This is a genomic window from Enterobacter sp. EGD-HP1 (assembly GCF_000733275.2).
In the GTDB taxonomy this organism is placed as follows: Bacteria; Pseudomonadota; Gammaproteobacteria; order Enterobacterales; family Enterobacteriaceae; genus Enterobacter.
The window spans coordinates 533824-547748 of record NZ_AVOP01000001.1 but is presented as its reverse complement, the minus strand read 5'-3'; the positions used below and the strand labels follow the sequence as shown (position 1 = coordinate 547748).

General features: G+C 54.4%; 12 protein-coding genes and 2 tRNA genes. 7 read left to right on the top strand and 7 right to left on the bottom strand.

Annotation, left to right across the window (positions count from 1 at the left end; genetic code table 11):
- Window positions 1–42: 42 nt before the first annotated feature.
- Window positions 43–702 carry an FtsH protease modulator YccA gene (gene yccA / locus N037_RS02750; RefSeq protein ID WP_023335168.1) on the bottom strand — a complete coding sequence of 220 codons (660 nt, stop codon included), beginning with the start codon at window positions 700–702 and terminating at the stop codon, window positions 43–45.
- Window positions 703–971: 269 nt separating this feature from the next.
- On the opposite strand from yccA, the gene N037_RS02745 reads away from it, so the two are divergent.
- The 4 genes from N037_RS02745 (at window position 972) to N037_RS02730 (ending at window position 4084) form a co-directional block, all read left to right on the top strand.
- A complete protein-coding gene (locus tag N037_RS02745; protein ID WP_032638788.1) occupies window positions 972–2600 on the top strand; it encodes an ABC transporter substrate-binding protein in 1629 nt (542 codons plus the stop codon).
- 130 nt (window positions 2601–2730) lie between these two features.
- A tRNA-Ser gene (locus N037_RS02740) sits at window positions 2731–2818 on the top strand.
- A gap of 291 nt (window positions 2819–3109) precedes the next feature.
- On the top strand, window positions 3110–3367 hold the full coding sequence (locus N037_RS02735) for a YjhX family toxin (RefSeq protein WP_032638786.1): 258 nt from the start codon (window positions 3110–3112) through the stop codon (window positions 3365–3367).
- A 9-nt stretch (window positions 3368–3376) separates the two neighbouring features.
- Window positions 3377–4084: an SAM-dependent methyltransferase gene (locus tag N037_RS02730; RefSeq protein WP_032638784.1), complete on the top strand. Its 708-nt coding sequence runs from the start codon at window positions 3377–3379 to the stop codon at window positions 4082–4084.
- A 44-nt stretch (window positions 4085–4128) separates the two neighbouring features.
- On the opposite strand, the gene N037_RS02725 is transcribed toward N037_RS02730, so the two are convergent.
- The 5 genes from N037_RS02725 to N037_RS02705 all read right to left on the bottom strand — a co-directional run bounded on the left by N037_RS02725 (window position 4129) and on the right by N037_RS02705 (window position 9267).
- Entirely contained in the window at window positions 4129–4965 is an 837-nt protein-coding gene (locus tag N037_RS02725) for an alpha/beta fold hydrolase (protein WP_032638783.1), read from the bottom strand.
- A 252-nt stretch (window positions 4966–5217) separates the two neighbouring features.
- Complete coding sequence (locus tag N037_RS02720; RefSeq protein WP_008499867.1) at window positions 5218–5436, bottom strand: acyl carrier protein; 219 nt, start codon at window positions 5434–5436, stop codon at window positions 5218–5220.
- A gap of 17 nt (window positions 5437–5453) precedes the next feature.
- Window positions 5454–6887 (bottom strand): AMP-binding protein, encoded by a 1434-nt coding sequence (locus N037_RS02715; RefSeq protein ID WP_032638781.1) that lies wholly within the window; start codon window positions 6885–6887, stop codon window positions 5454–5456.
- Window positions 6884–8002, bottom strand: coding sequence for an MBOAT family O-acyltransferase (locus N037_RS02710; protein WP_032638779.1), 1119 nt, complete (start codon window positions 8000–8002; stop codon window positions 6884–6886). Before N037_RS02710 ends, N037_RS02715 begins: the two co-directional genes overlap by 4 nt.
- A 128-nt stretch (window positions 8003–8130) precedes the next feature.
- Window positions 8131–9267: a D-alanyl-lipoteichoic acid biosynthesis protein DltD gene (locus N037_RS02705; protein ID WP_032638777.1), complete on the bottom strand. Its 1137-nt coding sequence runs from the start codon at window positions 9265–9267 to the stop codon at window positions 8131–8133.
- Between the two features lie 278 nt (window positions 9268–9545).
- Here N037_RS02705 and N037_RS02700 point away from each other — a divergent pair.
- Window positions 9546–9633, top strand: a tRNA-Ser gene (locus tag N037_RS02700).
- Between the two features lie 75 nt (window positions 9634–9708).
- Here N037_RS02700 and N037_RS02695 read toward each other — a convergent pair.
- Window positions 9709–10575, bottom strand: a complete 867-nt coding sequence (locus N037_RS02695) for an AraC family transcriptional regulator (RefSeq protein WP_023335176.1) — start codon at window positions 10573–10575, stop codon at window positions 9709–9711.
- A gap of 229 nt (window positions 10576–10804) precedes the next feature.
- Here N037_RS02695 and N037_RS02690 point away from each other — a divergent pair, with 229 nt between their 5' ends.
- The gene (locus N037_RS02690; protein ID WP_032638776.1) at window positions 10805–12643 is read left to right on the top strand and encodes a DUF2264 domain-containing protein; all 1839 of its coding nucleotides are present in this window, start codon (window positions 10805–10807) and stop codon (window positions 12641–12643) included.
- The gene (locus N037_RS02685) at window positions 12640–13920 is read left to right on the top strand and encodes an oligosaccharide MFS transporter (protein ID WP_032638773.1); all 1281 of its coding nucleotides are present in this window, start codon (window positions 12640–12642) and stop codon (window positions 13918–13920) included. Before N037_RS02690 ends, N037_RS02685 begins: the two co-directional genes overlap by 4 nt.
- The last annotated feature ends 5 nt before the right edge of the window (window positions 13921–13925 follow it).

Genomic DNA, 13925 nt, shown 5'->3' with positions numbered 1-13925 from the left:
CAAAGCCCCGCATAAGCGGGGCCATGTTCACAGCGCTGCAGCTTAATCGCGGCTGGCGAAGCCCAGGATGCTCAGCAGGCTGACAAAGATGTTGTACAGCGACACATACAGACTTACGGTGGCGCGGATATAGTTCGTCTCACCGCCGCGAATGATGTTGCTGGTTTCAAACAGGATCGCGCCTGAAGAAATCAGTATAAACACGGCGCTGATCGCCAGATGCAGGGCAGGCAGCTGCAGGAAGATGTTTGCCACCATGCCCACCAGCACCACGACAACGCCCGCCATAAGCATACCGCCGAGGAAGGACATGTCCTTACGGGTGGTCAGCACGTAGGCCGAGCAGCAGAAGAACACCAGCGCGGTACCGCCCAGCGCCATACCGATAAGGTCACCCATTCCGGCAGACAGATACGCATTCAGCATCGGCCCCAGGATGTAGCCCAGGAAGCCGGTGAAGGCAAACGCTGACAGAATACCAACCGGTTTGTCAGCCGTTTTGTAGGTCAGGAACATCAGACCATACATACCCACCAGCGTCAGGATCAGCCCCGGAGACGGCAGCATGAGCACGGTGCTGGCGGTGGCCGTGATCGCTGAGAATGCCAGCGTCAGGCTGAGCATGAAATAGGTATTGCGCAGCACCTTGTGGGTACTGAGTAGCGATGTGCGGTCGCGTGAAGAAGTAATTATACGATCCATGAGTCACTCTCTTATGACAGATGTAATTAGTGGAAAGAATAGGAAACGACACGCCAGTCTCAAAGTGGTTTTACCCATCTTTACTCAGCACGTTAGCTCAGGAGGTGGTTATTTCTTCTGCAGAAATCCGTTTCGCCAGTATGAACAGCGGTTTGCGACAATTTACCAGATCAAGCTCTTATAGGTTACTGAAAAATATTGCGTTATTACCATTCGAACGCTAAGAGTTATTTCCGGATCGTCATAAAACAGACTATAAGGCGAAGGAAATGAAACCACAAACACGCACGCACTTTACGCTCTCTTTATTAACCGCAGGGATCCTGTGCGCCAGCACGGCAGCCTGGGCGGCTAACGTGCCGGCAGGAACCGCGCTGGCCGATAAACAGGAACTGGTCAGAAACAATGGCAGTGAACCGGCTTCGCTCGACCCGCATAAAGTCGAAAGCGATGTCGAATTCAATATTATCAGTGATTTATTCGAAGGGCTGGTCAGCGTTTCCCCGGCCGGAGAAGTCCAACCCCGACTGGCGGAAAAATGGGAGAACAAGGACAACACCGTCTGGACGTTCCATTTGCGTCCGGGCATCACCTGGAGCGACGGCACGGCGATTACCGCAGAGGATGTGGTCTGGAGCTGGCAGCGCCTGATCGACCCGAAAACCGCTTCGCCGTACGCGAGCTATCCGGGAAACATGCATATCGTCAACGCGGCCGATATCGCCCAGGGGAAAAAAGCGCCCGATACGCTGGGCGTAAAAGCGATTAACGACACCACGCTGGAAGTGACGCTTACGCAGCCAAACGCGGCATTCCTCGCGATGCTGGCGCACCCGTCGCTGATGCCGGTGGATAAAGTGTTGATTGGCCGTTTCGGCGATAAGTGGACCAAGCCGGAACATTTCGTCAGCAGTGGGGCATATAAGCTGTCGCAGTGGGTGGTCAACGAACGCATCGTGGCGGAGCGTAACCCGCGCTACTGGGACAACGCGCACACCGTGATTAACAAGGTCACCTATCTGCCCATCACGTCTGAGGCCTCGGATGTGAACCGCTATAAAGCGGGCGAAATTGATATTGTGTACACGGTGCCGATTAACCAGTTTGCTCAGCTCAAGAAAACCCTGGGCAGCGAGCTGGACGTTTCACCTCAGCTTGCGACCTATTACTACGAATTCAATACCACCCGTCCGCCGTTCAACGACGCGCGCGTGCGTAAGGCGCTGAACATGGCGCTGGATAAAGACATCATTGCCGGAAAAGTGCTAGGCCAGGGGCAGCGCCCGGCGTGGCTCATCAGCCAGCCGGATATCGGCAGCGTTAAGCTACAAAACCCCGATTACGCCAGCTGGCCGCTGGACAAGCGCATCGCCGAGGCGAAAAAACTGCTCAACGAGGCGGGGTACAACGAAAGCCATCCTCTCAGCTTCAACCTGCTCTATAACACCTCTGAATCGCACCAGCGCATCGCGATTGCGGCCAGCTCCATGTGGAAGAAAAACCTCGGCGTGGACGCGAAGCTGCAAAACCAGGAGTGGAAAACCATGCTGGATACCATGCACACCCACAACTTTGACGCGGTGCGCTACGCCTGGATTGCCGATTACGACGACGCGACAACCTTCCTGAACAACTTCCGCACCGGCGACAGCGAAAACACCAGCCAGTACAGCAATCCTGACTACGATGGCGCGCTGGTGAATGCCGCTAAAGCCAAAACAGCCGAGGAGCGGGGTAAGTACTATCAGCAGGCGGAAGATCTGCTGGGACGCGATGTGCCGGCCATTCCGGTTTATCACTACGTCCGTACGCACCTGGTGAAACCGTGGGTGGGAGGATTTACGCCGGATAAGCTGGGGTACTACTATACGAAAGATATGTACATCAAAAAACACTAAGCGGGTGCTGATAAAATCGTCGATGTGTCGTCAGTTCAACCGATTAAACACGTTTTGACTATTTTTACAGCGAACGAATGCCGCGACTCTTTACAGTACGCGGTGAGGTGTTTATAGTTCGCCTCACTTAGGAAGTGTGGCCGAGCGGTTGAAGGCACCGGTCTTGAAAACCGGCGACCCGAAAGGGTTCCAGAGTTCGAATCTCTGCGCTTCCGCCAAATATAAACCCCAGGTTACTCGTTAACCTGGGGTTTTTTCTTTTGGATTGACCGATCCGCCTCACACTTTTAACCTCCCGTTATTCCCCTGTAAAAATCAGGCGTTATCATTCACCCCGTAAATATCTTTTCATCTCTTACCGAGGCTTTGATGCTGGAGAATGTTTTCATCAGATAATCAGTTTCCCGCCCTTATCAGGACGGACTGGTTATCGCTGCGCTTAAACCTTACGCACGCACCTGCAGGTGTGGGCTCGTTTTTACGCATGATGATTACACAGGTTTTCCAGTATGAATTTATCCCGTCAGGAACAACGTACCTTACACGTTCTCGCCAAAGGTGGACGTATTGTGCACGTCCGCGACAGTTCTGGTCGCGTCACGTCCGTTGAGTGCTACACCCGTGAAGGGCTGGTATTGAGCGACTGCACGCTTAGCGTCTTTAAAAAACTCCGCACCAAAAAGCTGATCCGATCCGTGAACGGGCAGGCTTACCGCATCAACACCACCGGGCTGAACAACGTTCGCGCCCAGCTGGATAATCGCTAAGGAGAAGTGATGAATACACCTTACACAGATAGCTATGACCGCACTTTTTTGCTCGACACCATGATGGGCCCAAACGCCATGCGGCTTACCGAGGAGCTGGTTGCTCAACTGCAGATTGATCCCGGAATGCGCATTCTCGATCTAGGCTGCGGGAAAGGGATCTCTTCTATCCTGCTCGCCGAAAAATATGACGCCACGGTTTTTGCCGCCGATCTGTGGATTACGCCGGGCGAAAATGCAGCGCGTTTCAGCGAACGGGGCCTGGACGGAAAAATCTATCCCCTGCGGGTTGATGCCACGAAAGCGATCCCCTTCGCGCATGATTACTTTGACCTGATCGTGAGCGTGGACGCATATCAATACTTTGGCAACAATGATGCCATGCTGGGCACGCTGCTACCTTTCCTGAAACCCGGAGGACATATTGCGGTTGCCGTTCCCGGGTTTATCGGTGAATACAACGAAACGCATCTTCCGGAGGTGGTTAAGCCTTTCTGGACCCCAGAGTGGTATTTCTATCCGCTCTCCTGGTGGAAGGCGCTGTGGGAAAAAGAGCCCGGTGCGGCGCTGACCACCGTGCGTGAGATGGATACCTGCCAGCAGGCGTGGGATGAGTTTATGCAATGCGAGATCGCCCAGGAGATGATGGTGCCCATTATGGATGCGGGCGCCGGGGCCTATTTCAACATGATCCAACTGGTTGCGCAGAAGCGCTAAGGGCAATAAATAACGCCACCCTCGGGTGGCGTTGAACATGACGTTTAAGAGCGGATAAAGGCCAGGATGTCCGCGTTGATGGTATCCGCGTGCGTGGTATGCATCCCGTGCGGGAAGCCTGGATAAATTTTCAGTACGCTGTTCGCCAACAGCTTGTCCTGCAGCAGGGCAGCATTCTTATACGGCACGACCTGATCGTCGTCGCCCTGCATCACCAGAACGGGGACCGTGATGGTTTTCAAATCTTCCGTCTGGTCGGTTTCTGAAAATGCCTTAATCCCCTCATAGTGGGCTTTGGCGCTGCCGATCATGCCCTGCCGCCACCAGTTCTGGATCGTACCCTGCGAAACATCTGCCCCCTCCCGGTTGAAGCCGTAGAAAGGCCCGCTGGCGACGTCGAGGTAAAACTGGGCGCGGTTAGCCGCCAGCGCTTTACGGAAGCCGTCGAAAACCTCGATGGGCGTTCCGCCGGGGTTACTGTCCGTTTTGACCATCAGCGGCGGGACAGAGCTGACAAGCACCGCTTTGGCGACGCGCCCCTGCGGCTGGCCGTACTTCGCCACATAGCGGGCGACCTGGCCGCCGCCGGTGGAGTGGCCGACGTGCACCGCATTGCGTAAGTCCAGGCTTTCTACAACGGCCGACGCATCGGACGCATAATGATCCATATCGTGGCCTTCACTCACCTGGTCCGAACGCCCATGACCACGACGATCGATAGCGATAACGCGATAGCCTTCTGAGAGGAAGAAGAGCATCTGGTTATCCCAGTCATCGGCACTCAACGGCCAGCCGTGGTGGAAGACAATAGGCTGAGCCTCTTTTGGACCCCAGTCTTTGTAGTAAATGTTGACGCCGTCTTTCGTTGTTACGAATGCCATACAGCAGACTCCTCTGTTAAAGACAAAACGTTCGCCGGCTGAGCGCGCAGCGAATCGCTAATGCCTTAATTAAGTTGGCTTTATTCTGTTTCCCGTACCGACAGTACTCCTAAAGTGTAGGTGAAATAGTAAAAGCAGTCGGTTTCATTCCTGTGAAAGGGGGCAAGGCAGCGTTCAGGCGGGAGGGGGAACGAATGAAGGCTCTGGACAGATCCTCCAGAGCCTTCAGGGCAGCATTAACAGCAGAGGCGTTTAGCGGTTTTCTTCAATATAGCGGGCAAGGTCCGCCGGGGTTTTCAGCACGGTCGCCACGTCAGTTGGCGGGATCATGCAGCCGTAAACGTCCTGCACTTCCAGCACCATATCGACTGCCAGGATGGAGTCGAGAATGTCGGATTCAATCAGCTCATCGTGAAAGCCCACCTTACGGGATAACACTTTTTCGAACAGGGCGAGAATTTCTTGTTCCATAATTTTTCCTGGAGTCATTAATTTGTGCGGGCGTAAGCGTCCAGCAGCTTGCGGTCAATTTTGCCGTTAGGATTCAGCGGCAAAGCGTCTTTTACGATAATTTGTGAAGGCACCATATAGTGCGGAACCACCTTCGACAGCGACGTTTTGATGGTATCCGGTGCCAGCTCCGTCACGCAGAACGCGGCAATGCGCAGCACGCTGCCGCAGGATTTCATCAGCGGCAGAACCACCGCTTCGTTGATGCCGGACATGGCCAGCAGGCGGTTTTCAATCTCATTGATTTCAATACGGTAGCCATTCAGTTTGACCTGGCTGTCGTTGCGGCCCTGACAGTAAATAAGCCCTGCTTCATAGCCCAGATCGCCGGTCCGGTAGCCGCGAAACGCTTCATTTTCCCGATGGAGTAATTTTTCCGCGTTCTCCTGCGGCAGGCCGAGGTAGCCACGCATGACGTTTTTACCCCAGATAATCAGCTCGCCGTCGGGGGAAATTTCCATTTTGCTCTCAGGCATCATGACCCCCACCGGCAGCACGGCGCTGTCGCTGTTCAGGATCTCATCCGTGATTTCAACCACGGTTGTCGCGATAGTCGCTTCCGTAGGGCCATAGGAGTTGATGATTTTGGCCTGCGGGAAACGGCGTCGGAGCTGTTTAACCAGCGCTTTATTCAACACTTCACCAATGAAGATGAAGACGCTGAGTTCAGGTAAATACTCGCTGTTAAACTGCGGGGAAAGCAGCTGCTGGTAGGCAAAAGAGGGGGTGGAAACCCAGGCGGAGACGGCGTTGCTTTTCAGTCGCTCCAGCCAGTTCGCTTTCTGAATATCGTCTTTGGCGTTCAGCACGATGTGTCCGCCCATCGCCAGGTTCGCCAGCAAAGGGATCAGGGAGAGGTCAAAACTGAACACCGCGTGGTTCATCAGCACCGGTTTTTCCGGCAGCGAAAAGTCCCGGCTGACCCATTTCATAAAATGCCATACGCTTTCACGCCCAATCTGCACGCCTTTCGGTTTACCGGTGCTGCCTGAGGTAAACATGATATAGGCCAGATCCTGCTCCTCCAGTACCTTGCCCGGTTCACCGGTGGCGATGAACTGCCGGGTCGCGACGTCATAATAGTAAGGGGCATTGGCCAGATGACAGATCTCCCGGAGGCGCTCCTGCGGGTAAATGCAGTCCACCGGGATGTACGGAATGTTGTTCAGCAGGCAGCTATAAATCGCCACGGCGAATTCGGCCTGCTGGTGTCCGTACAAGACGACCGGCGTACCGGCAGCAGGCTGGCAGCGCTGATAGCGCAGTGCCCAGTCCGTGACGGCCGCGGAAAGCTGCAGCCAGCTTAAGGCGTCGTCGCTGCCGCTGATGGCCAACTGCTGCGGGGAGGTAGGATCGCATAATGCCGCACGCAAGAAACACTGCAGTTCCTGAAGATCGGAGTGATTTTTCATAGAGGGGACATTCCACTAAAGATGTAAAGGGATCCTGCTGCGCTTCCCAGCGTCAGGATTCGCCCTAAAAACGCAACGGCTGGATGCTGCAAACCGCGGTGCAATGCCGGGCTGCGTTTGGCTGACCACAGCAGCATGTTATGCGTGACGGAAATCGCGCCAAACAGCGCGCCGCTGATGACGTAATGGCGTTCCAGGCCATTCCATGCCCCCATGCAGAACAGGGTGCAAAAAATACCGATATTTTGCGCCAGCGTTTTGTTCTGGCGGAAAAAGTTGAATTTCATCAGGTTCATATACACGGGCATAAAGACCACATCGCGCAGCCATTCAGACAGACTGATGTGGAAGCGGCGCCAGAAATCCTGCGGGTTCTTTGCCAGAATCGGCATGTTGAAGTTTGCCGGGATGTTGAGCCCAAACAGGCGGCCTGCGCCGATGGCCATATTGCTGTAACCCGCAAAATCAAAGTAGAGGTAGGCGCTATAGGCAATCGACATCACCACACCGACGGTCAGCGTAAACGGCTTATGGCTCCAGGGCTGCACGACAAGCGAATCAATCAGCATGGCAAACAGGAACTTCTGGACAATGCCGGTAATGATTTGCTCTAACGCGACTAAAAACTGTTCACGGTTAAGGGCAAATACGGGTTTACTGACATCACTCATCCATGTCCGCCAGCGGTACATGGGGCCGGCCAGGATAATAAAGGGCATAAACAGATAGCAGAAATAGTGCAGGAAATTCTGACCTTCTTTTTTACTGCGATAGAGCAGCACGTCCACCGCGCGGAACGTCATGAAAGAGAGGCCGATCATGCCCCAGTGGTTATTTAAGTGCAATTTCACCAGCAACAACGGCAATAATGTCAAAACGACTGCCTGCCATGTTTTTAACCATCCTTTCTCTTTTAACGAGGCGAAAACATAAAAACTGAAAAAAACGGCTGCGGGGACAATATAATCCCCCTGAAATATATAGCCCCAGCCGACGGCCGTCAGTGCCGATATCGCGGATAGCCAGGTCAGGCGATGGCGTAATACACGATTGACCAGCGCAAACGCCAGGGCGGAGGAAAACAAATAAACGAAAAACATGCCTGAGCTGTACATCATTCGGCCTCAGAACTTTTGATATTCAAAATGCAGCTGCATACTCATGCTGTCATCGACAGAGGTCCACGCGACAATAGTTATTGCCAGCAGGAGATAAAGGAAAAAAAGACGGATCGCGATTTTCATCATTTAAAACTCTGTGCAATAAAGCGAATCATAGGAACCCAGGCAAGTTCGGAAGGGTGCAAACGATCCCAGTTCCAGCCATTCTGATAAGGCATGGCGTACATATCTAAATAAGGGATCTGGTTACTTTCCAGAATGGTTTTAATTTGCTTATCAACCGGGCGGAAGGTATCGGTATTGTAAAGCGCCCACGGGTTAACCGGGTCGACGATAGCGATGACCTGCACGTGATGGTCCTTCAGCAGCCGGACGGTTTTACTCAGAGCGGCGATTTGTGCCGGCACGACCGGCGTGTCATCCCACTGTTGCGGCTTACCGTCCTCTTCGTAAATCGTTTTGTCCATCCACAGCGTGGCCGCGCTCTGCTGGCGTTTTTTATTTAACTCGCGCGCGTTCGCCAGCTCTTTATCCCAGTCAGGCGCTATGTGGGCGGTGGGCTGCTGCGGCCAGGACCGTGCCGTCGCGGGCGTCACGTTGAGCAGGGCTAGCCAGTCGTTTTTAATCATCGTACAGACGTTGGCAAACTGGAAACTCAGCTCGTCCCACATCAGATCGGGGTGCCAGCCAAAGACGCGCATTTGGCCAAAGGTTAAATGGCTTATTTCTTTACTATCAATATGCTTTAAATAATTAACCAGCAGCGGGCGCGCCTGCGGATCCTTCATCAGCGGATTAAAAATAGAGCCGGGGAAATTATCGGCATAGATAGCCGGTGGCAGCCCTTTGGAGTAAAAACTGTCAGGAGCCAGAAGCAAAACAACTTTACTGTTTGCGTTAAGGCTATTTTTAAAACGTGAGAAAAATAGAAATTGCGTTTCATCATCGACGAACGCATCGCCATACGCCACGACGGGTTGGTGCAATTGCTTATTAAAGTAATTATAGACAGCGTAATGTTCATCTTCTGAGGTGGCCACCTCAGACGCGCCGATGAAGAAAATAGCATTCCCTTCTAAGGCATGAGAAATAGTGGCAATTTTTTCCGCTTGCTCTTTAGGCGTGCCCGCCATTGATTTAATCAGCGGCTGGAAGGTGAGCGGCGGATCGAAGCTCGTCACGAGCGGGTGAATACAAAGAACCAATATGGCCAGGATCGCCATCAGGATATGTAAGCAAAGCGTATTTTTGATTTTCATTATCAACCAGTAAGACTACATGGCAGTAATTTCTACAATCTGTGGGGACTCAGATTTATAACAATTACACAACAAATGGCCGTTTATTTTTTTGGGCATTCTATACCAGAGCGGTTTAAAAGGATGAGCGTTGCTGTGTTACGGTATGTACAAGTGAGCAGAGCGTGACGCGAGGCAAGCGCCTGGATGACTTTTGCGCAGTCAAACGCCTGTGGGTAAAAATAGAAAAATTCCTGCTTTACAAGGCGCTAATAGATGTTTATAGTGCGCCTCACTTTGGAAGCGTGGCCGAGCGGTTGAAGGCACCGGTCTTGAAAACCGGCGACCCGAAAGGGTTCTAGAGTTCGAATCTCTACGCTTCCGCCAAATTCGAAACCCAGGTCGTTATGCGATCTGGGTTTTTTTATGCGCAGAAAACCCTTTTCTATCTGTTAATGACGTTCAAATACGGGAACGGGACGTTCTGGCGCTAAGGATACTGCGTCGATACTGCAGTGGCGTCTGACGCATCATCTTTTTAAAGCAGGTGATGAAATAGGTCACCTCGCTAAACCCGACGGCCAGGGCAATGGCGTCAATCGTCTCATCGCTGTACCGTAATCGATCGCAGCTGCTTTTTATCCGCCGGGTCAGCAAATATTCGTGGATGCTGCCCCCGGTCTGCTGGCGGAAAATGCGTGAGGTATAGCTGCGCGAGAGCCCCAGGTCGTGGGCTAGCTGGTCGAGCGAAAACTTGCTGGCATAGTGGGCTTCAATCCAGCTCATAATCCGCGAGGCCACGGTCTGCTGGCGCGGCGGGTAGGGCTGCGGCTGCTCGGGCAGGAATGTCATGAGCTGCATCACCAGAAATGCCACCTCGCAGGCCTCGGTCCGCTCGCTGCCCCCCAGGCGCTGAAACTGTTCAAGGATCCTCTCGATAAACGCCGCGTGCTCGCTGAGATCGTAGATTTGCGCCGGCAGATTGCTGGCGGCCAGCGCGGCAAACCGGGCCTGATGGCGCGGGAAGGCGCTGAGCGCACTTTCGACGACCGCTTGCTCAATGTGCATAGTGGTGCGGTGATAGGGGTTCTTATCGCTATGATCGACCTGTACTTTGTGCAAGCGGAAGGGCGGGAAGATAAATAATCGCCCCGGACGGGCGGTGTAGTGCTGATTATCCACCACCACGATGCCGTAGCCGCTGGAAATATAGAGCAATTCAACGCATTGATGCCAGTGGTAGTAAATCGCGCTGGTGGCGTACATGCGGTTAAAAGAAATGGCCTGCCGATCGAGCGTAATGCGTTCCAGCAGCTGCGTTTCACCCATTTTACCTCCAGGACAACAGATTTAAATTTTTAGTCCATCATTTGTAATTTATCCCCCTCCCGATCGACAAAATCCAGTGAAAATGAAATAGCGGTTCAATTTTGTGAGTCCGCTCACTCAGCATCGGGAATAAAAGCAGTTACTCTTCATCCAGACGTCGCACACATGGCTTTTAAAAAGCCTAATAACAATAACTTATCTCTACCCTCGTGTAATGCGGGAGGACCCTGTGCAACCTGAAAACATTAATCTGGATAACCCACTGAAAAGCCGGGAAGAGGTACTACGGCTGGTCAACGACATGCTGAACGCGGTGACGCCTTATTTTAAAAAAGACGCCAGCCGCATTGATTTAGCGAACTTTACCGCTCACTACGGCCAGCAGGTCGCGAGCATGGAAACGTTTTCCCGCCTGCTGTGGGGCGTGACGCCGCTGTTGGCCGGCGGCAGTGAGCCGCAGCGTTTCTCTTTCTACTTACAGGCGATAAAAAACGGCACCAATCCGCAGCATGCCGATTACTGGGGCGACGTCGCGCCCTACGATCAGCTAATCGTCGAGATGGCAGCCTACGGGCTGCTGCTGGCGCTGGCGGGCGATACCGTACTGGCGCACTTCAGTGAGACGGAGAAAGCGAATTTATGGCGCTGGCTAAAGCAGTGCGAGACCCAGGCGATCCCCGATAACAACTGGCACTTCTTTCCGATTTTGGTGCAGGTCGGCTTCCATTATTGCGGCATGCCGACCAACCCGCAGGTGCTGGAAAATCATTTTGCTGCCATGGAGCACTACTATCTCGGCGACGGCTGGTACTCCGATGGTCCGGGGCGGCCGCGCGACTATTACATCTCGATGGGCTTTCATTTCTATGGCCTGATTTACGCGAAGCTCATGGTCGAGGTCGATCCAGAGCGTTGCGCAACGCTGCGTCACCGCGCCGCGCGTTTCTCCTCTGACTTCATCCATTTCTTCGCCGAAGACGGCGCGGCGATCCCGTTTGGCCGTAGCCTGACCTACCGCTTTGCCGAGGCGGCGTTCTGGAGTGCGGCGGCCTTCGCCGGGCTGGAAGTCTTTTCGCCTGGCGTGATTAAGGGCATCGTTCTGCGCCATCTGCGCTGGTGGCTGAAGCAGCCGCTGTTCGACCGCGACGGCGTACTCAGCGTCGGCTACAGCTACCCGAATCTGGCGATGGCGGAAGACTACAACGCGCCGGGTTCGCCGTACTGGGGCCTGAAGACCCTGCTGGTGCTGGCATTAGATGAGGGCGATGCCTTCTGGCAGGCGGCTGAGCTGCCGCTGCCACCGTTACCCGCCCGGCACACGATAGCCCACGCGGACCAGGTGGTGGTGCATCAGGCCGATCACCTGTGGATGCTGACTTCTGGCCAGCTGGAGCTGAACAACTTTGTGAATACCGAAGCGAAATACTGCAAATTTGCCTATTCCACCCGCTTTGGCTTCACCATCGAACGCGGGCGCTACGGCCTGAACCATGCCGCGCCCGATTCGACGCTGCTGCTGGCAGAAAAGGATAACTACTGGCGCGGCCGCCGCGAATGCCAGCACGTGGTCACCGCTGACGGTACCATTTACAGCCTCTGGCTGCCGTGGCGCGACGTGGCGATTGAGAGCTGGCTGCTGGCGCTGGGCGACTGGCAGCTGCGCGTCCATCGTATCAATACCCGACGCGCGCTGGATTGCGCAGAAGGCGGCTTTAGCCTGGCAAACCGCCCGCAGCCGCAGGTCCACGAGAGTGACAGCGCCTGCTGGTTACGCACTGCCCGGGACGTATCGGCCATCTTTTGTTTACATCCGCACGCTCGCCGCGGCGAAACGGTGGTGACGCCGCCAAACAGTAATCTGCTGTTCGCCGAGCGCGCGGCGGTGCCGGTGCTGCGCGGCGAGCTCGACCCCGGTAAGCATGTGTTGATAAGCGCGGTGTGGGCGGGAAATGCCGTCGACTTCGATCCGCAACGCTACCCACAGGCCATCTTTAGCGATGACGCGGTACGCTTCGTGACGGCACGACAGGAAACGACGCTCGTTCTGGCCCCGGAGGCATCGCTATGAGCACATCATCATCCGTACGCGCCGCACAGTACAAAATGAGTACCTTTATTTTTCTTTACTTCTTCACCTGGTCATCCAGCTTTGGCCTTTACGCCCTATGGCTGAGCCAGAGAGTGGGCCTCGATAGCGTTACCATCGGCAGCGTGTTCGCCATCAACGGCGTCTTCGCGGTGGTCCTGAAGCCGGTGTACGGCTACATCATGGACAAAATCGGCATGAGCAAGTGGCTGCTCTATTTTGTCTGCGCCATTTCTGCGCTGATGGCGCCGTTCTTCACGCTGGTGTACCAGCCGCTGCTGCAAAGCCATGCGATGGCGGGGATTATCATCGGCGCGCTGTATCTGAGCCTCGGCTGGTACGCCGGCGTGGCGGCGTCTGAATCTTACGCCGACCGTTTTAGCCGCCTGTACGGGCTGGAGTTTGGCCGCATCAGAATGTGGGGTTCGCTGGGCTGGGCGATGGCCGCTTCGGTCTCCGGGCTGTTGTTTAACTTCACGCCGCTGGCCAACTTTCTGCTCAGCAGCGGTACCTCGGTAGTGATGCTGCTGGTGCTGATTAGCCTCAAAATCGGCGACGAGCAATTGCGCAATAACAACGTCATCTCCGCCAATAAGATCGTTTTTGCCGACGTGCTGATGCTGCTGAAAAATCGCAAATTCTGGATGTTCAGCCTCTACGTCGCCGGGGTGGCGTGGATGATGTTTATCGCCGAACAGCAGTTCCCGCGCTACTTCGTGTCGTTTTTCGCCACCAAAGAGCAGGGAAATGCCTGGTACGGTTACCTGAGCACCGTCCAGTCGGGGATGGAGTTCTTGATGATGATGTTTATCCCGTGGCTGGTGAACCGCTATGGCGCCAAGCGCGGCATGCTGTTCTGCGGCTGCGTGGTCGGAGCACGCCTGATCGCCTCCGGACTGACCAGCGACCCGATTGTTATCTCCATCATCAAACCGTTTTATGGCGTCGAGATCGCGCTGCTGCTGATATCGGTCTTCAAATACATCGCCGAACATTTCCATCGTCGGGTTAACGCCACGATGTACCTGCTGGGCTACCAGGCGATGATTTACGTTGGCTCGATTGTGGTCGCCCCGCCCGCCGGCTACCTGTACGACAGGATAGGCTTTGAGCATACCTATCTGCTGATGGGCTGCTGCGCCCTGATATTTACGCTGATTTCCGCCTTTACGCTATCGCGCTGCCACTCGACGCACGATGACTCACGAGCCTTTGCTCCGGCTTTAGATACCGCCCCGGTTGAACCGGCCAAACATTAATTCAG

What these genes read in the sequence shown, in the direction of transcription:
- N037_RS02685 (WP_032638773.1), top strand. Translation starts at nt 12,640, where the DNA reads ATGAGCACATCATCATCCGTACGCGCCGCACAGTACAAAATGAGTACC.
- N037_RS02730 (WP_032638784.1), top strand. Translation starts at nt 3,377, where the DNA reads ATGAATACACCTTACACAGATAGCTATGACCGCACTTTTTTGCTCGAC.
- N037_RS02725 (WP_032638783.1), bottom strand. Translation starts at nt 4,965, where the DNA reads ATGGCATTCGTAACAACGAAAGACGGCGTCAACATTTACTACAAAGAC.
- N037_RS02705 (WP_032638777.1), bottom strand. Translation starts at nt 9,267, where the DNA reads ATGAAAATCAAAAATACGCTTTGCTTACATATCCTGATGGCGATCCTG.
- N037_RS02695 (WP_023335176.1), bottom strand. Translation starts at nt 10,575, where the DNA reads ATGGGTGAAACGCAGCTGCTGGAACGCATTACGCTCGATCGGCAGGCC.
- N037_RS02715 (WP_032638781.1), bottom strand. Translation starts at nt 6,887, where the DNA reads ATGAAAAATCACTCCGATCTTCAGGAACTGCAGTGTTTCTTGCGTGCG.
- yccA (WP_023335168.1), bottom strand. Translation starts at nt 702, where the DNA reads ATGGATCGTATAATTACTTCTTCACGCGACCGCACATCGCTACTCAGT.
- N037_RS02735 (WP_032638786.1), top strand. Translation starts at nt 3,110, where the DNA reads ATGAATTTATCCCGTCAGGAACAACGTACCTTACACGTTCTCGCCAAA.
- N037_RS02710 (WP_032638779.1), bottom strand. Translation starts at nt 8,002, where the DNA reads ATGTACAGCTCAGGCATGTTTTTCGTTTATTTGTTTTCCTCCGCCCTG.
- N037_RS02745 (WP_032638788.1), top strand. Translation starts at nt 972, where the DNA reads ATGAAACCACAAACACGCACGCACTTTACGCTCTCTTTATTAACCGCA.
- N037_RS02720 (WP_008499867.1), bottom strand. Translation starts at nt 5,436, where the DNA reads ATGGAACAAGAAATTCTCGCCCTGTTCGAAAAAGTGTTATCCCGTAAG.